Raw genomic sequence first — 20,623 nt, 5'->3', positions numbered from 1 at the left:
ATTATCCTTTATTTTTCTTTGTTTTTATTAAAATTCTTCCAATTATATTTACACCCAAAACTACAACCGCTAACAAAAATGCTCCCGCCCATGCAACTGAGTTTAAGTCTGCATCAGGACTTTGGGTAAATTCATAAATTGTATTTGTCAAACTTGGCATTGGAGCAAATGGATTTAAAGTTAAAAAATCCCACGCACCTGAAGTAAATAAAAGCGGCGCAGTTTCACCTGAAACTCTTGCTACAGCCAAAATAACTCCAGTCAAAACTCCATTTTTGGCCGCACGAAATACAATTTGCATTGTAACTTTATATTTTGGTGCACCCAAAGCAAACGCCGCTTCTCTTAGGCTTTGTGGAACCAAAGTTAGCATATCATCAGTTGTTTTTAATACAACTGGTATCATCATAACGGCCAAAGCCAAAGCTCCAGCAAATCCATTATAAGAACCAAATGGCGATACTACAACAGCATAAATAAATGCACCAATTACAATTGATGGCGTACTCATCATAATATCACTCATATTTCTTATAAAGTTTGATTTTCTATCATTAGCTCCGCCATATTCACTTAGATATGTTCCAGCCATTAGTCCAATTGGAATTCCTATAATTGAGGCAATTCCTACTAAAATAGTATGTCCAATAAGAGCATTTCTAAGCCCGCCAAAAACAGTATCATCTATAAAAATAGAACTACTAAATCCAGCTATTCCTTTAACTATCAAAGTTACCATTATCCACACTAAAAAAAACAGTCCCAAAACTGCAAAGAAAATAGAGACATAATTTACTATTTTATTAGTTTTTACTCTTTTTGCAGCGGCTTTTTCTCTTATGGCTATAAATTTTTTCATTTTGATGCCTTTTTCATTTTACTACCCTTTTCTTTCTAAGTAGCGCAAACTTTGCAACTGCAATCGTAATAAAGCTAATTACAAATAAAATAAGCGCTAAATAATACATTGAACTTTCATAAACAGGCATTCCCATTGCCTCGCCAAATTGTAAAGCAAGTGTTACTGGGATACTTGTTGCTGGATCTGAAATATTGCCAGGAATAACAGAAATTCCACCAAGCAAAAACGCAACAGCCATAGTCTCACCAAAAGCTCTACCTAAAGCTAAAATAATTGAACCAATAATTCCTGCTTTTGCATATGGAAAAATAACATTTTTTATAACATCGAATTTAGTAGCACCTAAGGCATAAGCTGATTCTTTTAAAATGGATGGAGTTGTTTCCATACTATCTCTTGTAACTGAGGCAATAAATGGCAGAATCATAATTGATAAAACAAGTCCACCAGTTAAAAGCCCAAGCCCAGTTCCTCCAAAAAGCTTTTGAACAAAAGGAACAAAATATAAAAAACCCCACATTCCATAAACAATAGAGGGAATTGCCGCTAGTAATTCAATATTTACACTAAAAAAAGTCCTAACTCTAAATGGAGCAATTTCTGTTAAAAATATAGCTATACCAATAGCAACAGGCATAGCTAAAAGCATAGCTATAAATGTTGAAACTATCGTTCCAAATATAGCAGCTGCACCACCGAGACGCTTATTTGCCACATCCCAAGTAGAATCAAATAAAAACCCTAACCTAAATTCATTTATAGCAGGGAGTGCTCTATAAAAAAGTGTTAGAAAAATAATAAGTAAAATAATTAAAACTAAAATTGAAGACAATTTTGCAAAAAATGAGAATATTTTTTCATTTCTTAAAGCATGGCGCTGAAAACCTGTCATTATAAACCTTTTTGTGAGCTTATAGCTCTCTGCGAGAATTCACAGAGAGTTTTTAAATTTAGTTATTTGGTTGAATGTTGTATTTTTTCCAATACTCTTCAATCATCTTAACGGTATCATCAGGAAGTGGTAAATATCCTAAATCAGTAGCTGCTTTTTTAGCTTTTTGGCTTGTAAATGCCCATTTAAAAAATTTAGTTACTTTTTTACCATCTTTGGCATTATCACTTGGTAAAACGATAAATGTTGCTGCAACTATCGGATATGATTTCTCACCAGCACTATATGCTAAAACATCATAAAAATGCTCATCAATGCTGAAATTTGAATTTAATGCAGCACGATCAAAGTTTTCTTTTGTTGGCTGGGCCCAGTCACCATTTTTTGTTTTTAGAGTTGCTGCAGCTAAGTTTTCTTGAACTTTATAAGCGTATTCAATATATCCAATTGAGTTTGAAGTTTGTTTTATTGTTTTTGCTACAAGTGGATTTCCTTGAGCTGGAGTTACTTTTGCACCCCAATTAATTGTTTTTGCAGCACCGTAATTTTTAGCCCACTCTTCATCTGCTCTTGCTAAATAGCTCGTAAAGTTAAATGTCGTTCCACTTGATTCACTTCTTACAACTGGGACTATGTCTGCAGCAGGAAGTTTTAAATTTGGATTAAGCTCTTTTAGGTATGCATCATCCCATTTTGTGATTTTTCCGCTAAATATTCCTGCAACTGCTTTGCCATCAAGCTTTAATTCATGATCTTTTATACCATTTATGTTATAAGCTAACACAACACTTCCTGTAACTCCTGGGAATTGTAAAAGTTTTTTCTCTTTTAATTCTTCTTTTGTTAAAGCTGCGTCAGTTCCACCAAAATTTCCATTTCTATCAGTTATAGCACTTACTCCTTTTCCACTTCCACCACCACTATAAGTTACTTGATTTTTTGTATCTTTGTAGTATAGTTTTGCCCACTCTTTATAAACGGGCATTGGAAAAGTTGCACCTTGACCTGAAATTTTGTCATTTGCACTCAAATTTGAAAAAACAAATGCCGAAGCGACTGCTAAAATAGCTAATTTTTTTACCATTTTTTATCCTTTTTCTAAAATTTGAAGCAATTGTAAAAAAACTTTATAACTTTTTGGAAACTTTAATTAAATATCGCTTTTAGCTTAATTTGATGAAATTTAGCTATAATTTGTCTATGAATAATCTTAAGCATTTGGCTTCTTTTAAATTTAAAAATTTTAAAATTTACTGGATTGGTATGAATGTCTCGCTAATTGGCTCTTGGATGCAAAGTATCGCTCAACCTTGACTAGCTACATTTAAAAAGGTTTTGTTTTGGAAAGTTTAATTGTAGTAATTGATGATGAAGAGGATATGCTAGATCTTCTTGAGTATAATCTTACAAAAGCAGGCTATGAAGTACTTGGTTTTTTAAACACTTCTAAAATTGAGCAACTTTTAAATGAAGAAAATGTTGATTTGTTAATAGTAGATAGAAACTTACCAGGCATCGAGGGAAGTGAGTTTATTAAGAATTTAAGACTTAAAGGATACAATAATTCAGTAATTTTTTTAAGTGCTAAAACTTCTATGAATGAGCAGCTTGAGGGTTTTGAAGCAGGAGGCGATGACTATATAACAAAGCCTTTTGAAATGGATAATCTACTTGCAAGAATCAAAGCCGTTCTAAAAAGAACAAATAAAAAAGCAGATATTTATAAATTTAAAGATATTTTTATAAATTTAACAAATGCTGAAGTTTTAATTGGCAACACAAATGTTGAGCTAACTAAATTAGAGACAAATTTACTTGTTGAGTTTATAAAAAATAAAAATATTTTACTCACAAGAGACTATCTTTTAAGTGCGATTTGGAATGATGAAAACTCAAGCGAAAAAACAGTAAATATTGCTATAAAAAGACTTCGTGAAAAAATTGATCCAACAAAAGAAAAAAAATATATAAAATCAATTAGAGGTGAAGGATATATGCTTTGTTAAAAATCTATCAAATTTTTTTTATAAATTTCATAACTATTTTTTTGATTATGTTTTTTAGCTTTTCTTTTTTTACCTATAAGGCTGATAAAGAAAGAAACTATGAAAAAGCAGTAAATAAACTTAATACTATAAAAGAAATTTTAAGCATAACTCCAGGAAATTTATCAGACGATTTTATAAAAGGTCTGGCACTAAAAACAGATACCTATATTGCAGTTTTTGATGAAGATTTAGGTAAATTTACACTAAGCAACAATGAAATAATAAAGCTTGATATTTTTTTAGGACTTAAAAACGTGATAAATAAAACCGATTTTGACTATATAAATAAACAACCAATAATATATGAAGCAAGTAGCGTTAAAATATCAAATAAATCATATGTAATAGTTGTTGCTACAAACCTAGAAAATAGCTATATAAATTTAAAAAATCTTTTTTTAAAACTATTTTTAATTTTCATTATTTTTTTAATTTTAACATATTTAATAAATAGAACTTTTAGCAAAATTATAGGAAAAGAGATAGTAAAGATAAATTTCTTTTTAGATAAAATTTCTAAAAAAGATTACTCCTTTAATATTTCAAATTCATTTATAAAAGAGATTGACTTAATATATAAAAAACTCAATCAAGTTAAAATTGATATAATAAAACTTGATAAAAAATTAAATCAAAAAGCTGCTAAAATTCGTCTTAAAAATACTCAGCTTGAAGGGATATTAAGTGCTATTTCGCATGAGTTTAAAAACCCGGTTGCCATTATAAAAGCTTCATCTGATACTTTAAAAAATGATTCCTTAATGAGTGAAGAGTTTAAAAATAAATTTATAGAAAAAATCATAAAAAACTCACAAAAAATAGTAAATTTAGTTGATAAGATAAAACTCTCCTTCACCCAAAAAGAAATTACTTTAAATATCAATGAGTTTAACTTAAAAGAAATTGTAAAAGATGTTAAAAACGAGCTTTTAGAAAAGTATAAAGATAGAAATATTTTAATAAGCGGCAACGATACTTTAATAAAAGCTGATAAAATTTTAATAAAACAAGTTATATTAAATCTAAGTGAAAATGCTTTGAAATATTCAAATGATGAAGTTATTTTACAGATAAATGAACACTCTTTTTTTGTAAAAGATAGAGGAATAGGAATAGAAGAAGAAAACTTAAATTTAATAACAAAAAGATATTTTAGAGTAAGTAAAAATAACTGGGATAACTCTTTTGGATTGGGACTTTACATAGTAAAGCAAATTTTAAAAATACATAATTTTAATTTTATAATTAAAAGTGAATTTAATAAAGGCTCAAATTTTGGTTTTGAGTTTTAAATTTTTTTATAACAGAGGATACAAATCTAGCTTTAAATTTAGTGGAAAAGTCCTGAGCCATCAAATATGTAGTGCTTCTTTTCCACATAATCAAAAAATACTATCAATTTAATGCCTTATTTTAGAGATAGAGAAAAAAGGCTTAAAGGTTAATAACAATAACTATCGCCACTTGCTTTGCAGTTAAATTTTTTATGACTTCATTTTGCTCTTCTATGGCTTTCTTTATATCATCTTCTGCTTCATCTGTAATACACTTTACATATCTTTGCACATCTTCCAAATAGTTTTCAACCTCACTTTTACAAATATCAAAATTACTATTTGAGTTAAAGCCACCATAATTATCAACACAATTCGGTACCCATGGCTTATAACAACCAAAACTAAAGCTAGTCATAAACATAAGCAAAACCAATTTTTTCACAACAACTTCACTTTAATAACAATCACTTTTTTCTATTTCGATTTTCATAAAAAAAGTTCCATTTTCTAAATAATAATTAAAAACAACTTTGTCCAAAGTATTAAACATTTTTAATGTTTCTGGAGTAGAGCAATAGCTATTTACAATCTGCTCATACATTGATTTATTTAATTCTCCTTTTTCATAGTTGTTCAGTTCACTAAATTTTATACCGTTAGCATCATGAATAGTATATCTATAGTAAAAAGTATTATTGATGCAAGTCAAATTTAAAAGTGTAGTGAGCATATCTATGCCCATTGGCGTTTGCCTATTTATAGTATTGACTACATCTCTCATAGTCTTTTCTTCGCAAACATCATAACTAAAGCCAAAAGTTAAAAACGCCAAAAACAAAACTAACTTTTTCATAGTGATTTCCCTTTAATACTAAAAAATTAAAACTAGTGCTATAACCACAACTATAATAATAGCAAATATTAAAAATCACAACAACCATATAAATTCCAATATCTCAAATAATAACCTAAATTTAAATAGTACTTTAAACAATCAGTCAAATAACTCCAGTATTCCAAATGACAACAAAGCTACTCTTATATCTCGTTTTAAAAGAGATGATAACACTACTTCATTAGTAGCTGATATACTTAAAAGCTGATACTATAAAAAAGATAATAAAGCTTAACCAAATAATAACTAAAAAGATTTATAATTTTAAAAGTTATAAATTTGTAGCGTAAAGGAAAAAGATGCTAAATGAAAAATCTCAAATATCGCTAAATAACAAAAGAATTTTTTTAGTTAAAATACAGGTTATGATATATTTCTTGTGTATTGTTGCTGTTATATTTGGTGCATATTATTTTGGTGATGATTTGGTAATAAAATTTCAATTTTTCAAGATATATTTTTTATTTTTTGCATTGATTTTATTTTGTAAGGCATTTTATTTTGAAAATTATCAAATTTTCAATAGATATCTTTTTATTGTATTTTTAAACATAACATCTACATATGAAATGTATTCAATAGATGATAGCATAAGTCCTAGTTTTATATTTTTTATTATTTGCATTTTATGTTTTTGTTTATCATTATATTTTATTTATATTTTTTTAAATAAACTGCAAGAGCAACATCTGTTTAAAACATTTATATATATAAATGTTACTTCATTTTGCATGTTTGTGCTATATGGACTAAGATTACTAGATGAAGTTAAATTTCCGCATAACTTTGTTATGGGTCTAATGCCTTTATTGATAATTTTTTCAATATTTACATTTTTTGTATTTTTATTATCAATACCACTAAATTTAATAAGTGAATATAGATATTTTAAAAAAGAACTAAAACAAAAAAATTAACTAAATCAATAAAACTAAAATTTAAAACAAAGGATAAATAATGGATTTTCTATCTAAAAAACCAATGGATATGTCACTAGGCAAAGTTAAGGAACAAGCTGCACTATCTGCTAATAGTTACAAAGAACATTATGTAGGCGAAAGAGTTACCATAAATGGAAATACCTATGTGGTAGAAAAATTTGCTATTAATTACGTTTTTAAAAGTATAAAATTGAATTTGTTTTAAGGATTTGGTAATGAAAAAAAATATTATATTGATACTTTTCTCTTTGTTTTTATATGGATGTGAAGGCAGAGAGTGTAGAAATGAGTACAATAAAAAAGCTAATGAAATTATTTTTGAAAAGCTACGGAATTTTGAACATTTAGGTGGAACTTGGAGTTGTGGCACTATTGATAAACATGTTAGTATATCAAATATATATGGTGCTACCGATAATGATATAGAAATTTTATTAAATAATCTCACTAAAGCATCAAAATTAAAAAATGTAAAGAAAGAAATTAATGTATATAAAAATATAAATCATATAGACAAAAATTTAAAACCAAAAGGAAGCCCTGTGCTTGTTTTAAAATTAGATACAACAAAAGGAAAGTAATATGGCAAAGGTTACAATTTATACAGATACTTGGGGAGTGCCCCATACATTTTTAGGAGTCACAGACAATAGTGGAAATACTAGATATTGGGGATTTTCTCCGGATAAAAGAGGTTTGTATGGCAAGGGAAGCGTCAAAGACGAGTATGATTATGATGAAAATAAATTACATGATTATCAAAATGCTTATGAAATAGAAATAAGTGATAAACAACTAGATAAATTACAAAAATCTATAGAGAAAAGCATAGAAGAGAAGCCATACTATGATTTGCCTAGAGGCTCTCAATGCACTGTTTAGGCAATGGATATGCTAAATAGTGCTGACATAATAGATCAAGTAGTGAAACCAAACTATAATGCCAATAAAAATGGCTTCTATGGAATATTGTATGGCTTTTTTCAGACAGTCATATATAACCCTTATATTCAAGTGGATTTATTTTTATTGTTAGATTTTATAAATAATATTAAAAACTTCTTTAACCCAACAGCCGATGCTGAACTTTACGACCCCCTAACCCTTGACCTTAATAATGATGGTAAAATCTCAACTCTAAATTTAAGCAATGGAGTATATTTTGATCACAACAAAGATGGTGTAGCTTTTAAAACAAGTTGGATAGGAAAAGATGATGGTATCAAATCCATATCTTTAAATTTACTAAACCAACAAATAATGTTATCTTAAAAGATAGCTCTAATAGCGTTAAAAGATATAAATTTAAAAAAGATAATAAAACTTAACCAAATAATAACTAAAAAGATTTATAATTTTAGAAGTTGTGAATTTGTGGCGTGAAAGAATAAAAATGATAAATAAAAATCAGATAAATTTAATTAATAAGAGAATATTTTTAGTTAAAGTTCAGGCTGTTATATTTGTGATTGGTATGATTTTGGCTTTATATTTTAGTTGGCTAAAATTTGATTATTTTAGTTATGGTGTAGTACAAATTCTTGCAATTCCGGTAGGGGCTTTAGCTGAACCTATTTTTTACAAAATATATGTCTTGCTTTTATCTTTGATTATATTTTGTAAAATATTTTATTTTACAAATTTTTACAATAAAAAACGGCTTTTTTTACCATACATTTTTAATATTTTTCCACTATACATAGTTTTTTTAGATGCAAACGAAAACAATTTGCAATTTGTATATATTTTATATTTTATCTTTATTTTGATTTATATTGTTTCTATATATCAAATCAAAAAATTTTATAAATTACTGAATGAAAAAATACTATATAAGGCGTTTTATTTTGTAATTTTCCCAGCAATTAGTATGTTTATATATTATAAATATGATTTAATGCATAATGCTAATTACTCTGATAATATGACAGAAGATAATCCTTTTCATATATTTTATGTATTTTTTGCACTTGGCTTTGTTGTATATTTACCATTATCAGTTTGGTTATCAATACCACTAAATTTAATAAGTGAATATAGATATTTTAAAAAAGAACTAAAACAAAAAAATTAACTAAATCAATAAAACTAAAATTTAAAACAAAGGATAAATAATGGATTTTCTATCTAAAAAACCAATGGATATGTCACTAGGCAAAGTTAAAAAACAAGCTGCACTATCTGCTAATAGCTATAAAGAACACTATGTAGGAGAAAAAGTTACTATAAATTATATTTTTAAAAATATAAAATTGAATTTGTTTTAAGGATTTGGTAATGAAAAAAAATATTATATTGATACTTTTTTCTTTGTTTTTATATGGTTGTGAAGGCAGGGAGTGCTTAAGTGCTAGTAATAAAAATGCTATTGCCTTAATGTTAAAAAATTTAGATAAAAATATAACACACTCTTGGGCATGTTTTTTTAATAGATGCGATATAAATATTTATGGGTTAAGTAGAGAAAATGACACTGAATTGTTTTTAAAAAATATTGATAATGTTAAAAAATTAGAAAACATAAATGTAAAAGTAAATGTTTATAAACAAAATCCAAAAACTATATGTAAAAAAAACAATGAAATAAAAAGTTGCAAGATTGAGTTTAAAGAAAAACCTTTTTTAAAAATTACAATTGATAATACAAAGAGATAGGCTATGCCAAAAGTTACAATATATTTTGATGTGGTTGGAATTCCACATACATTTTTAGGAGTCACAGACAAAAATGAAGTAGAGATAAAAAGAGGCTTTGGGCTAGAAAAACTGGAGTTTGGGGTAATGATAAAGTTTTTGATGATGAATCGCACAATTATCAATATTCTTATGAGATGGATATTTCCCAAAAACAATATGACGATTTAATAAATAATATCAATAAATCGTCTCAAAATCCAAATGGATATAATTTATTAAGGGGCTCACAATGTACTATTTGGGCAATGGATATGCTATGTGATTCAGGAATAATTGAACCTTTTGCTAATACTTTTAAGCCTGATGTTAATATGGTTATTGCAATATACCAGCTGGTTTTACACAAACTTTAATATTAAACCCTTATATGCAAACGATTGAAATATTTTTTAAAGATTTATTAAACGACATAATTAATTATTGGAAAAACTTCTTTAGTCCAACAGCTGATGCTGAACTCTACGACCCCCTTACCCTTGACCTTAATAACGATGGTAAAATCTCAACTCTAAATTTAAGTGATGGAGTATATTTTGACCACAACAAAGATGGTGTAGCATTTAAAACAAGTTGGATAGGTAAAGAACACGGCATCAAATCCATGTCTTTAAATTTACTAAACCAACAAATAGTGTTATCTTAAAAGATAGCTCTAATAGTGTTAAAAGATACAAATTTATACAAAATTTAAAAATATTAAAAATAAGTAACCAAAATATAACTAAAAATGTTTATAATTTTAAAAGTTATAAATTTGTGGCGTAAAGGTTGAATGAAATGGAAAATAACACAAATATAAAAGTTACTGAGTTTGTGCTTAAAAAGAAAAATATTTTAGGTGGCTCTAAAATGTTTATTTCGGTGTTGTTTGCAACTTGTTTTTGTTATATTCTGCTTTTTGAAAGTAACAAAAGCTATGCAAAAATAATTGGAATTTTATTTTTTTTACTATTATTTTATGTCTATTATTTATCTTATTTTTTAAGAAAGATAATCCTATACAAAAATAGTTTAACTTTAGATTATTTTATATTTAAAGTTAATATAAAGTTGGAAAATATAAAAGCACTTATAAAGTATAATAATTTATTAAATAATGAAGTTATGTTTATTTTATCAACGAAAAACCTTATAAATTTAACTTTTCATCAAAGCTTCTATAACAAAAATGACATAGATAATTTTATATATAAATTAAAAGAAAAAGGAATAAAATATGAATAATATTACTATTAAAGATATTGCATTATCAAGTTTTAGTGGCTATATGGCTTTTAATGGTGGTTTGTGAAGGAATGAAAACTGTTACAGAAACTGCTAAAGGTGCGGCAAAAGCAACTATTATTGGTAAAGTGTTTTCAATAGTGGATGGAGTTATATCTGGTGTTTTTGATAAACAAGGAAAAATTCGGATGGTGACCCCTACGAGAATCGAACTCGTGTTGCCGGCGTGAGAGGCCGACGTCCTAACCGCTAGACGAAGGGGCCAATTGAAAATATAAGTTGTAATTTTAGCTAGAAAATTATAAAATTTAGCTGAAATTTAAATACTTTTATAAATTTAGCCACAAAAAAGCTGTTTTATATCTGTTTTGGCTAAATTTGCTAAAAACCCTCCTTTATAAAGCCAGCCTCTTGCAAAAAGATGCTTGGCTTATACTCTATCTTTCTAATTTTGTCATTTTTTGCATAGCTCATAACAAGCTCATCCATCGCCCTAGTAACTGCAACATAAAAAAGTCTTCTCTCCTCTTCCAAACTTCCGCCCATTCCCATAAGCTTGATGTTTGGGAAGCGATTTTGTGCAAGATCTACTATGAAAACTTGCCTAAACTCTAGCCCTTTACTTGCATGAACACTTAGCAAATTTACCCCACTGCCCTCTTCTAACTCAGCTCTTGAGATGGTTAAAAAGTTATAAAAATCATAAAGCTCTGAGTGCTTTTTGGCTATCTCAAAAAGAATTTTTGACTTATTGTTTATGCGAATGAGCGCCTCTTTTTGAAGCTCACTATCTATGGTGCCGTTTTTTCTAGTGGCTCTTTTTCTAGCGATATCAAGGGAGATTAGCTGATATAGTTGGGAGTTTAGGATTTGCTCAATAGTTGAGTTGGAGGAACTATTTTTTTTGACATTTTTAGCCAAAAGATAGAGTGAGTTTAGAAATTTAGCGCCATCTTTTGTTAGTTTTTGATATGAAAGCACGGGATTGTTGCTAAACCCACTCTCTAGCCCATCAAATCTATCGGCACTTTCAAGTAGATCTATCTCATCAAAAAGCCCAAGTTGATAGTTGCGCTGTTTTTGCTCAAAGATCCTAGCCTCTCTGTTTGGACTCAAAAGTCCTTTTATGATACTTCCATCGCCAAGTGTTAAAAGTGCCTCATAAAGCTCTTTTGCAGCAGCATTTCCAACACCTGCGGCATATGAGATGGTCGAGATAAAGCCCATTATATCCTTTGGATTGATAAGAATGGAGATGATATCAATTACCGCCTTGATCTCCACACTATCAAAAAAGCTAACTCCGCCTCTTCTTTTGCTTGCAATTCCAAGCTCTCTAAGGCTAGCCTCCATTCCATCGGCACTTGAGTTGTTTCTAAAGATGACTGCGATATCCTCTTTTTTATATTTTGAAGCCTCGATACTCTTTGCGATATTTTTGTATTGTGAAAAAAGTTCATCAAAAACCAAGAGTTTTGGTGCTGAAAAGTTGCCATCTCTATGGACAACTAGCTCTTTTGGATAGAGGCGTGGATTGTTTGCGATGACTCTATTTGCAAGTTTTAAAATGGACGGCGTTGAGCGGTAGTTGATGTTTAGGTTATAGACTCTAGCATCTTTGTATCTATCCTTGAAACTGCCGATAATATCGATGTTTGCACCATTAAAAGCATAAATACTTTGATCAAAATCCCCAACACAAAAAAGACTATTTGTAGTAAAAGCGTCGATAAGTGCCCCTTGCAATGTGTTGGTATCTTGATATTCATCAACCAAAATCTCATCAAAGTAGATAGGTGCGCCCTTTTTTAGCTCTCTTTTCATCCGTATCAAAAGATCGTTAAAATCCACATATCCAAAGCGCTCTTTCTCTCTTTCAAACTCATCAATAACATCACTGTAAATTTCAGCATAGAGTGCCTGTTCATCATAATTTTGACAAAACCACTCATAAAAATTTTTATCTAACTCCTTGTTTTGAAAAAGCGAATAGATATCGTAAAGATAAGCACCTCCATATGGTCTTTGATCACCAAGATGATAAAACTTGCGCCTTTCTAGGAGCGATTTTAAAAGTATTTTAAGCTCACGCGGCGGCTTTAAAGCGATATTTTTATTTAACTTTTTTAATAGCTTGAAACTAACTGAGTGAAAAGTTCCAGCCATAATTGCACTTGTAATATCTTTGTCAAAGTAGCGCTCCAGCCTAGCTATCATCTGTGCAGAAGCTTTGTTTGTAAAGGTAAGCAGCAAAATTTTCCGAGCCTCAACTCCGCTATTTAGAAGATGAGCGATCCTTGCTACTATAGTTGAAGTTTTGCCAGTCCCTGCACTTGCTATAACCAAATTTTTACCAAGTGGCGCAGTAGCCGCTGTTAGCTGTTCTTTGTTTAGTTTTGTTAGTGGCAATTTTTCTCCTTTGAAAAGTAGTTATCATATCAAACTCTGCTTGATGAGAGATTAATTTTCTAAATTTATGGTGGATTTGAAACTTATAAAAGAGATAAATTTTGCTACAATTTTGCCATGAAAAAATTTATCGTTGCCCTACTTCTCATCGTATTTTTTTTATCTTTTTTATTTTTTATCTTAAATTTGGCATTTCCACTTGATAAAACAGAGCTCTTTTTAAAAGAGTCTTACATTTTATATGATAAAAATGGCAAAATAGTCTCACAAAGGGTAAATGATGATGGTCTTTGGTTTTATAAAACAGATGAAATTCCACCTATTTTAAAAAAAAGTATCATAAGCTTTGAAGATAGATACTTCTACTATCATTTTGGTGTAAATCCATTTTCTATCATAAGAGCATTTTCTCACAACCTAACAAGCCCAAACAAAATCGGCGCTTCAACCATAACAATGCAAATTGCAAGGATGATAGAGCCAAAAAAAAGAAGCTATAAAAATAAATTGATAGAAATTTTTAGAGCCCTGCAGATCGAGCTAAACTACACAAAAGATGAAATTTTAACACTCTATTTTAATCTAGCCCCATACGGTGGAAACATCACAGGCATAAAAGCGGCAAGTTATTTTTATTTTAATAAAAACTTAGATGAGTTAAGCATCTCTCAAATAGCACTTTTAACAACAATCCCTAAAAACCCAAACCAAAATCGCCTAGATAAAAACAAAAACCTAACAACCATTAAAAATAGAGTTTTAAAAAATCTTTTAAAAGATAAAATTATAGATGAAAACTCCTACAAAAGAGCTTTAAAAGAGAGTTTTTCGCCCAAAAGATTTAGCGCAAAAAATAGCGCCTTTCACTATTGTAATTTAGCTTTTAAAAACAACTTGAAAAACTCAAATTTGGATTTAAATTTGCAAAATTATATAGAACAAAGTGCTAAAAATCTAATTTTAAATTTACAAAATCACAATATAAACAACGCTTCTATTGTTGTTATTGACAATATTTTGATGGAGGTAGTTGCTTATGTAGGAAGTCATGACCTAAAGGCTCAAAACGGCTTTAATGACGGTGTTTTAGCCAAAAGAAATGTCGGCTCAACACTTAAACCCTTTATCTATGCTCTGTCTTTTGATAGCGGACTGATCACCCCAAAACAGCGTTTAATTGATAGTGAAATTTATATAAATGAGTACAGGCCTACAAATTTCTATGAAGATTACTTAGGTGTTGTTCCTGCTGATTTGGCACTTAATTTTTCTATAAACACAATATCTGTTTTTTTAAATGATAAGCTAGAAAAAAACTCACTTTATGAGCTACTTTTAAAGGCAAATTTAGTTAAAAATAACAAAAACTTTTATGGCTCATCAATCGCACTTGGAGGGCTATCTTTAAGTCTTTTAGACCTAGCTCATCTCTACACCTCTTTTGCAAATGGCGGTGAACTAAAACCACTTAAATTTGCTGGTTTTTTGATAGATAAAAATGAAAAGCTTTTCTCAAAACAGAGCGCTTATTTAGTAAGTGAGATTTTAAGCAATTCACCAAGAAGCTATTTAAATTCGGTTTGGCAAAATACTTTGGATATGCCAAAAATATCCTTTAAAACTGGCACTAGTGCAAACGGTGTTGATCTTTTAGTAGTTGGCTATGATAAAAATTATACCATTGGAATTTGGCTTGGAAACTTTAGTGGCTTGCCAACCAAAAATATGAGTGCCACACAAAGTTCGGCTAAACTTTTATTTGAAATTTATAGCTTCCTAAACAAAAGAGAAAAGCTGGAGTTTTTAAAAGAGCCAAGCGGGATAATAAAAGAAAAAAGATGTGTTGATGAGTTTAAATTTCAAGAGTGCAAAAACTATAAAGATGACTTTTTGATAGAAAATGTTGCTCTTAAAGACATCTGCCAACTCCTTACAAATGAGCAGTTAAATCACCTTTTAATCAACAAAATAATAGATGAAAAAGAGATCTTAAATAGTCCTTGCAAAGAGCTTTTTACAAACAAACCCCCGCTCATAGCCACTCCTTATAACAATGCCGTGATTATGGGAGATATAAGCAAAATTAGTGTAAAATGTATGAGCTTTTTAGGTAAAAGTGTTTTTATAAAAGTTGATGATGAGGATTATAAAAAAGTTGATAGTGCAAGTGATAATTTCGTTGAGCTTAAAAGTGGCAAGCATACCATTTATTGCCTAGATGAAAACTCAAATTTATCCACTTCAAATATAGAGATAAAAGGATTTTAGATGAGATTTGTAGCTGTTTTTTTACTGGTTTTAAATTTTATTTTTGCTAATGCCATAGATGAGATAAAAGTTTATAAAGATAGAGTTGAGTTTTATAGTAAAACGTTTGATAACTCCAAAATTGGTAAAGTTTTTAGGGATGATTTTATAACTTGTGAGCCTAAAATTGATGGTATTTTTCATCAAGAAAGTAATGAGCTTATAACCTTTTACTCAAAAACAATACTGCCAACATCGACTACTTTTAACTGCTCATACAATGACGAAAAAATTAGTTTTAAAAGCGATAAATTTCAAATAGAAAAATTTCAACAAATGGATAAAAATAGATATTTTATCTCTTTTAATGATGAAGTTACAAATTTAAAAGAAAATATAAAAGCTATAACTCTAGATGAAAAAATAGTGCCTTTTAAACTGCATATTTTAAGCTCATCTGAGGCAATAATAGAAGTTTTAAGTAGCAATTCTTACACCTTAAAAATCTCTAAAAATGTAAAAAATCCTAAAAATAGTTCCTTAGAAAATGACGCTATTTTAAATAGTTTTAGCCAAAGTGATGATGAACTTAAAAGCTCTAAAACTTTAGAACTTGATACCACTCTTATCAAGCCACTCTCATATCCAGATAAAATGCTTGGTTTTAGGCTCTATATGGATGATTATCTATGGTTAAATAGCGTTTTGGTAAGTTGCGATGATACGCAAAATTTCAAAGTCATAAATAGTGGATATGAAAACTCCAAAAGTTATTTTGATATCGTAAGTAGCGATTTAAAGGACAATAGCGAGTATGAGATAACTCTTAAAAAAGGTTTTGGCGAGAAAAACTATAAAGTTTTAAAAAAAGATCTGAAATTTAGGCTAAAAACAGCTGATTTTGCCCCTGAAATTTGGTTTTTAGATGACAAACCATATATCTCAAGCAAGGGAAAAATCGCCCTAAAAAGTATAAATTTAAAAGAGATAAAAACTGTTTTAACAAAAATAAGTGATGAAAATTTAAGATATTTTTTAAATTTCGATGATGGCAAAACTACTTTTAGCGATGAAAAAAGTCAAAATTTCCATCTTGATTTTGAGCCAAACAAAGAGATAAAAACTCTTTTGGAGTTTGATTTTGACAAAGATGGAATTTATAATCTTGAGATTTTCTATAAAGACAAAGATGAGAGATTAAAAAGTATAAATAAATTTATCTACTATAGTGATTTAGCACTTCATACAAAGATTTTTAAAGATGAAATTTTTGTTTTTGTAAACAGGCTTTCAAACAATGAAGTGGTAAAAAACGCCAAAATCACCATTTTTTCAAATAAAAATAAAATCATTGCCAAAGGAATAACCGATGAAAAAGGTGTCTTTAAGTTTAGTCAAAAAAACATAATTGATAAAAAACCAAAGTCTATTTTGGCAAATTTAAATAATGAGAGAAATTTCCTTATATTAGATGAGTTTCAAAATACAAATACTACTCAAGAACCAGTAGAAAGCACTTCAAAGGGTGCAGATGTTTTGTTTCAAAATCTAAAGTCTACTCAAAAACCAAAAGCTTATGTCTATTTAACAAGTGATATTATAAGACCTAATAGCGAAATTTCAGGCATCATCGTCCTTAAAGAAAACTTTAAATCTCTTAAAAATTTGCCGATAAAAGTTAGGGTTTATGACGCACAAAACTCTAAAATCTATGAAAAATCTTTTATATTAGATGAGTTTGGAAGCCTAGATTTTAAAATAGAAAAAGGCTTTAAAACAAGTGGAAAACAAAGGCTTGAAGTTATCTTTGAAAATAAAATCTTAGCAAGAAAAGATTTTTTTATCGAGTCTTTTATCCCACAAAATTTAAAAGTAAATGTGAAATTTAGCAAAGAATTTTATACAAAAGATGAAAAACCACTTTTGAATTTGAGTGCAAATTATCTCTTTGGTCAAAATGCCTCAAATTTAAGCGGCGATTTAAGCGTATCTTTTTTAAATAGCACCTTTAAAAATGATAAATTCAAAGATTATACTTTTGATGACAACTCTTTAAATGAAAAAGATTTATATTTTGATGAAAAAACTATATTATTAGATGAAAATGCAAGTTCTAAAATTCTCATCCTACCAACTTTTAACGCCCCGCTAAACTCAGTTATAAACATCAAAGCAAGTTTTTTACTAAATGACAGTGGCAAAAATGTAGCTGGATATTCGCAAAGTAAGCTTTATCCATTTAAAAGCATTGTTGGCATAAATTTAGAGAAAAATATCCTAGATCAAAACCAAGATCTAAAAGCTAGTTTTATAACTATCGACCCTGTAACTCTAAATGAGACAAAAAGCTCTTTAAAAGCTAGCCTATACAAAGAGGAGTGGATTTACACACTCAATGAAAAGGGCTTTTTATCATGGTTTAAAAAAGATAGCAAACTTAAAGATTTTGATATAAAAGATAATTTTTTAACTATAAAAAATCCCGGTTTTGGAAACTATAAACTTGAAGTTTTGGATCTAAACAGCTCTCATAAAAGCGTGGTAAGTTTTGAAGTAAGTGGCTTTGGAAGTGACGAGCTAGTACCTACAAAAAGACTTAGCAAAGCCTCAATAAAAACCGATAAACTCATCTATAATGATGATGAAAATATATCCGTAACTATTAGCTCAGCCCTAAAAGATCCTTTAATGTTAGTAAGCTTTGAGAGTGATAAATTAATCGATTATAAGATAGTAAAACTATCTGGCAAAGCGACAAATTTAAGCTTTAAAGTGCCGCTAAATTTCAAAGGTGGATATATAAAGGCCAAACTTTTAAGACTTAGTGATACTCCTTCAACTTTCTTGCCATTTAAAGCATGGGAACAAATTTACATAGAAAACAACAGCTCCGAATTTAATCTCAGACCACAAATTTTAGCTCCAAATTTAGTAAAATCTGCTCAAAATTTAGAAGTTGAAGTTCGCACCAAACCAAATACCAAAATCGCCCTATTTGGAGTTGAAGAGGGAATTTTAAATCTACTTAATCAAAAAAGTCCAAAAAGCTATGAGTTTTTTAAGACAAAATTAGCAGTTTTAGGAAGTGATTTTGACATTTATGACAAGCTTACAAACTTTATAAATGATGGAAAAGTGCTTAAATTTGGAAGTGGCGAGATGTTAAAAAGTGCTGCTATGAAAAAATATCTAGATCCATTGGAAAATAAAAAAATCGATACTTTTATCTTTATGCAAACAGCAATTGCTGATGAAAATGGCACCGCTAAATTTAGCAAATTTATCCCAGCCAATCTCAACACAAAGATCCGCCTTGACGCCATTGCCATTGATGAAAATCAAATCGGCGAAGAGAGCACTTTTGTAGTGATAAAAGATGATATTTTAGTTAAAGTCCCACTCATTGCCTATCTTTTAAATGGCGATGAAGTAAATTTAGTCTTTAAAATTTTTAACAACACAGACAAAGAGTTAAAACCAAAAATTACTCTATCAAAAAGCCTAAATTTAGAGCTTTCTTATGATAAAAATTTAAGCATTGCACAAAATAGTTTTAAAGATCTTATTGTAAAAACAAAGGCTTTAAGCCTAGGAAAAGGAGATATAAATATCACAATAGATGATAAAACTACAAATTTAAATTTTGAAATTTTAGAGCCAAGCTCATTAAATACCGAGATAAAAAGCGGCATACTTAAAGGTAAAAAAGAGTTTATGCTTGATAAATTAGATAAAGTAAAAGTTCAAATTTCATCAAATTTGCAAACACTTTTTATAGATGAGATGGATAAACTCATAAACTATCCGTATGGCTGCAGCGAACAAAAAAGCTCACAACTTCTAGCACTTATGTTTTTAAACCCAGCAAACAAAGCAGGCAAAACAGACAGAGAAAATTTCATAAATTTGGGCATAAGAGATCTTTTGGCTTTACAAAATGAAAATGGCGACTTTGGATATTGGAGGGCCAACTCAAATGTAGATGAGTTTTCTAGTACCTATGCAACTCACGCGCTTTTACTTCTAAAAGAAAATGGCTTTGAAGTGCCGCAAATTTCACTTAACAAAGCTCTAAAATCCCTAAAACAAAAGGGCATAAACTCAAGTTTAACTAGTATTTACGCCTTGTATATTTTAAGCCAAAATTCAAAAAACAACTTAGATGAAAAGATAAATCTACTTTTAGACAATAAATTTTATAAAGATGACTTGCTTAAGCTTTTCTTAACAGCTGCTATTTTGAAAAATGCTGGACTAAACAAAGAGTTAGAAAGCATAAAAGAGCAGATAAAGGCTTTTGAGATAGATAAAATGCAAAATAAAGAGCTAAATTTCGCCTCAAAAATTAGAGATTTAAGCTTTTCGCTCTATCTAAATTTAAGATATTTGAAAGATGATGAGCTAAGTCAAAAACTTTTAAATGAGATAGTTTTATTGAAAAACAGCATTAAATCAACCCAAGATAGAGCTTTTGTTCTTTTAGCAATAAACGAGTTTGAAAAAGAACAAGTCAAAGACAAAAGCTTAAAAATAAAGGTAAAAAATGGCGATGATCTCTATATGTTTAGCCAAAATGCAAATTTAAACATAGACTTAAAAGATAGAAATTTAACTATCGAGTCAAGCAATAAAGCCTATTATTCGCTAATTAGCTATGACTACAAACCAAAGCCTATTAAAAATAGTTTAGAGATGAAGAGTTTAAACATAAAGAGGGAATTTGTAGATAGTAGTGGAAACTTAGTTGATTTAGCAAATTTAAAAATAAATGATTTGATATTTGCCAAAATTACACTTAAGTTCAATCAAAACTTTAATGACATCTTAGTCTATCAAAAAGTCCCATCTTGCCTTGAGATAGTCAATGAAAGAATTATCCAAAACATAAGAGATAAAAGACTTAAAGATGATATCTTAATGGTTCACAAAGAGATAAAAGATGGCTCTGTAACAGACTTTTTACCACCTGTTTATAGCGGTGAAAGCATAACATTTTATACTCCTTTTAAAGTTGTTTTAAGTGGAACTTGCAAACTTCCACAAGCAAACGCTGAGTCAATGTATGATGAAAAGATAAATGATTATAGCCTTGAAGCTTATGAAATCAAGGTTAAATAAATGAATTTTAAGC

At 29.0% G+C, this 20,623-nt stretch carries 21 protein-coding genes and 1 tRNA gene; 15 read left to right on the top strand and 7 right to left on the bottom strand.

Annotated elements, in window-relative coordinates:
* Position 1: 1 nt before the first annotated feature.
* The 3 genes from pstA to pstS are packed head-to-tail and all read right to left on the bottom strand — an operon-like array spanning position 2 to position 2,838.
* Complete coding sequence (gene pstA / locus Q0X52_RS02200; RefSeq protein ID WP_297574277.1) at positions 2-859, bottom strand: phosphate ABC transporter permease PstA; 858 nt, start codon at positions 857-859, stop codon at positions 2-4.
* A 13-nt stretch (positions 860-872) separates the two neighbouring features.
* The gene (gene pstC, locus Q0X52_RS02195) at positions 873-1,754 is read right to left on the bottom strand and encodes a phosphate ABC transporter permease subunit PstC (protein ID WP_297574274.1); all 882 of its coding nucleotides are present in this window, start codon (positions 1,752-1,754) and stop codon (positions 873-875) included.
* 58 nt (positions 1,755-1,812) lie between these two features.
* Entirely contained in the window at positions 1,813-2,838 is a 1,026-nt protein-coding gene (pstS, locus tag Q0X52_RS02190) for a phosphate ABC transporter substrate-binding protein PstS (protein ID WP_297574271.1), read from the bottom strand.
* A gap of 256 nt (positions 2,839-3,094) precedes the next feature.
* On the opposite strand from pstS, the gene Q0X52_RS02185 reads away from it, so the two are divergent.
* Positions 3,095-3,760, top strand: a complete 666-nt coding sequence (locus Q0X52_RS02185; RefSeq protein WP_297574268.1) for a response regulator transcription factor — start codon at positions 3,095-3,097, stop codon at positions 3,758-3,760.
* On the top strand, positions 3,754-5,094 hold the full coding sequence (locus tag Q0X52_RS02180) for a HAMP domain-containing sensor histidine kinase (RefSeq protein WP_297574261.1): 1,341 nt from the start codon (positions 3,754-3,756) through the stop codon (positions 5,092-5,094). Before Q0X52_RS02185 ends, Q0X52_RS02180 begins: the two co-directional genes overlap by 7 nt.
* 142 nt (positions 5,095-5,236) lie before the next feature.
* On the opposite strand, the gene Q0X52_RS02175 is transcribed toward Q0X52_RS02180, so the two are convergent.
* Entirely contained in the window at positions 5,237-5,521 is a 285-nt protein-coding gene (locus tag Q0X52_RS02175) for a hypothetical protein (RefSeq protein ID WP_297574257.1), read from the bottom strand.
* A 12-nt stretch (positions 5,522-5,533) separates the two neighbouring features.
* Entirely contained in the window at positions 5,534-5,932 is a 399-nt protein-coding gene (locus Q0X52_RS02170) for a hypothetical protein (RefSeq protein ID WP_297574255.1), read from the bottom strand.
* A 341-nt stretch (positions 5,933-6,273) separates the two neighbouring features.
* Here Q0X52_RS02170 and Q0X52_RS02165 point away from each other — a divergent pair, with 341 nt between their 5' ends.
* From Q0X52_RS02165 to Q0X52_RS02115, 11 genes are all read left to right on the top strand, one after another.
* Positions 6,274-6,891, top strand: a complete 618-nt coding sequence (locus Q0X52_RS02165) for a hypothetical protein (protein WP_297574252.1) — start codon at positions 6,274-6,276, stop codon at positions 6,889-6,891.
* A gap of 40 nt (positions 6,892-6,931) precedes the next feature.
* Entirely contained in the window at positions 6,932-7,120 is a 189-nt protein-coding gene (locus Q0X52_RS02160; protein ID WP_297574249.1) for a hypothetical protein, read from the top strand.
* A gap of 10 nt (positions 7,121-7,130) precedes the next feature.
* Positions 7,131-7,496 (top strand): hypothetical protein, encoded by a 366-nt coding sequence (locus Q0X52_RS02155; protein WP_154571424.1) that lies wholly within the window; start codon positions 7,131-7,133, stop codon positions 7,494-7,496.
* 1 nt (position 7,497) lies between these two features.
* Positions 7,498-7,797: a hypothetical protein gene (locus tag Q0X52_RS02150; protein WP_297574242.1), complete on the top strand. Its 300-nt coding sequence runs from the start codon at positions 7,498-7,500 to the stop codon at positions 7,795-7,797.
* A 9-nt stretch (positions 7,798-7,806) separates the two neighbouring features.
* A complete protein-coding gene (locus tag Q0X52_RS02145) occupies positions 7,807-8,187 on the top strand; it encodes a hypothetical protein (protein ID WP_297574240.1) in 381 nt (126 codons plus the stop codon).
* A gap of 121 nt (positions 8,188-8,308) precedes the next feature.
* Positions 8,309-8,989, top strand: coding sequence for a hypothetical protein (locus Q0X52_RS02140; RefSeq protein WP_297574238.1), 681 nt, complete (start codon positions 8,309-8,311; stop codon positions 8,987-8,989).
* Positions 8,990-9,029: 40 nt separating this feature from the next.
* Positions 9,030-9,182, top strand: a complete 153-nt coding sequence (locus tag Q0X52_RS02135; RefSeq protein WP_297574235.1) for a hypothetical protein — start codon at positions 9,030-9,032, stop codon at positions 9,180-9,182.
* A gap of 10 nt (positions 9,183-9,192) precedes the next feature.
* On the top strand, positions 9,193-9,570 hold the full coding sequence (locus Q0X52_RS02130; RefSeq protein WP_297574225.1) for a hypothetical protein: 378 nt from the start codon (positions 9,193-9,195) through the stop codon (positions 9,568-9,570).
* A gap of 3 nt (positions 9,571-9,573) precedes the next feature.
* A complete protein-coding gene (locus tag Q0X52_RS02125) occupies positions 9,574-9,780 on the top strand; it encodes a hypothetical protein (protein WP_297574222.1) in 207 nt (68 codons plus the stop codon).
* 199 nt (positions 9,781-9,979) lie between these two features.
* The gene (locus Q0X52_RS02120) at positions 9,980-10,255 is read left to right on the top strand and encodes a hypothetical protein (RefSeq protein WP_297574220.1); all 276 of its coding nucleotides are present in this window, start codon (positions 9,980-9,982) and stop codon (positions 10,253-10,255) included.
* A gap of 134 nt (positions 10,256-10,389) precedes the next feature.
* Entirely contained in the window at positions 10,390-10,836 is a 447-nt protein-coding gene (locus Q0X52_RS02115; RefSeq protein WP_297574216.1) for a hypothetical protein, read from the top strand.
* A 189-nt stretch (positions 10,837-11,025) separates the two neighbouring features.
* On the opposite strand, the gene Q0X52_RS02110 is transcribed toward Q0X52_RS02115, so the two are convergent.
* A tRNA-Glu gene (locus Q0X52_RS02110) sits at positions 11,026-11,100 on the bottom strand.
* A gap of 117 nt (positions 11,101-11,217) precedes the next feature.
* Positions 11,218-13,245 carry an ATP-dependent helicase gene (locus Q0X52_RS02105; RefSeq protein WP_297574213.1) on the bottom strand — a complete coding sequence of 676 codons (2,028 nt, stop codon included), beginning with the start codon at positions 13,243-13,245 and terminating at the stop codon, positions 11,218-11,220.
* 117 nt (positions 13,246-13,362) lie between these two features.
* Between Q0X52_RS02105 and pbpC the strand changes: the two genes are divergently transcribed.
* Together pbpC and Q0X52_RS02095 are read left to right on the top strand one after the other, a co-directional pair.
* Positions 13,363-15,513, top strand: coding sequence for a penicillin-binding protein 1C (gene pbpC, locus Q0X52_RS02100; protein ID WP_297574210.1), 2,151 nt, complete (start codon positions 13,363-13,365; stop codon positions 15,511-15,513).
* Positions 15,514-20,610 (top strand): alpha-2-macroglobulin family protein, encoded by a 5,097-nt coding sequence (locus Q0X52_RS02095; protein WP_297574207.1) that lies wholly within the window; start codon positions 15,514-15,516, stop codon positions 20,608-20,610.
* Positions 20,611-20,623 lie beyond the last annotated feature (13 nt).

The organism is uncultured Campylobacter sp. (genome assembly GCF_947255105.1).
Classification (GTDB): domain Bacteria; phylum Campylobacterota; class Campylobacteria; order Campylobacterales; family Campylobacteraceae; genus Campylobacter_B.
This window is presented reverse-complemented; position numbering and strand designations above follow the sequence as displayed.

What these genes read in the sequence shown, in the direction of transcription:
- pstA (WP_297574277.1), bottom strand. Translation starts at nt 859, where the DNA reads ATGAAAAAATTTATAGCCATAAGAGAAAAAGCCGCTGCAAAAAGAGTA.
- pstC (WP_297574274.1), bottom strand. Translation starts at nt 1,754, where the DNA reads ATGACAGGTTTTCAGCGCCATGCTTTAAGAAATGAAAAAATATTCTCA.
- pstS (WP_297574271.1), bottom strand. Translation starts at nt 2,838, where the DNA reads ATGGTAAAAAAATTAGCTATTTTAGCAGTCGCTTCGGCATTTGTTTTT.
- Q0X52_RS02170 (WP_297574255.1), bottom strand. Translation starts at nt 5,932, where the DNA reads ATGAAAAAGTTAGTTTTGTTTTTGGCGTTTTTAACTTTTGGCTTTAGT.
- Q0X52_RS02165 (WP_297574252.1), top strand. Translation starts at nt 6,274, where the DNA reads ATGCTAAATGAAAAATCTCAAATATCGCTAAATAACAAAAGAATTTTT.
- Q0X52_RS02160 (WP_297574249.1), top strand. Translation starts at nt 6,932, where the DNA reads ATGGATTTTCTATCTAAAAAACCAATGGATATGTCACTAGGCAAAGTT.
- Q0X52_RS02155 (WP_154571424.1), top strand. Translation starts at nt 7,131, where the DNA reads ATGAAAAAAAATATTATATTGATACTTTTCTCTTTGTTTTTATATGGA.
- Q0X52_RS02150 (WP_297574242.1), top strand. Translation starts at nt 7,498, where the DNA reads ATGGCAAAGGTTACAATTTATACAGATACTTGGGGAGTGCCCCATACA.
- Q0X52_RS02145 (WP_297574240.1), top strand. Translation starts at nt 7,807, where the DNA reads ATGCTAAATAGTGCTGACATAATAGATCAAGTAGTGAAACCAAACTAT.
- Q0X52_RS02140 (WP_297574238.1), top strand. Translation starts at nt 8,309, where the DNA reads ATGATAAATAAAAATCAGATAAATTTAATTAATAAGAGAATATTTTTA.
- Q0X52_RS02135 (WP_297574235.1), top strand. Translation starts at nt 9,030, where the DNA reads ATGGATTTTCTATCTAAAAAACCAATGGATATGTCACTAGGCAAAGTT.
- Q0X52_RS02130 (WP_297574225.1), top strand. Translation starts at nt 9,193, where the DNA reads ATGAAAAAAAATATTATATTGATACTTTTTTCTTTGTTTTTATATGGT.
- Q0X52_RS02125 (WP_297574222.1), top strand. Translation starts at nt 9,574, where the DNA reads ATGCCAAAAGTTACAATATATTTTGATGTGGTTGGAATTCCACATACA.
- Q0X52_RS02120 (WP_297574220.1), top strand. Translation starts at nt 9,980, where the DNA reads ATGCAAACGATTGAAATATTTTTTAAAGATTTATTAAACGACATAATT.
- Q0X52_RS02115 (WP_297574216.1), top strand. Translation starts at nt 10,390, where the DNA reads ATGGAAAATAACACAAATATAAAAGTTACTGAGTTTGTGCTTAAAAAG.
- pbpC (WP_297574210.1), top strand. Translation starts at nt 13,363, where the DNA reads ATGAAAAAATTTATCGTTGCCCTACTTCTCATCGTATTTTTTTTATCT.
- Q0X52_RS02095 (WP_297574207.1), top strand. Translation starts at nt 15,514, where the DNA reads ATGAGATTTGTAGCTGTTTTTTTACTGGTTTTAAATTTTATTTTTGCT.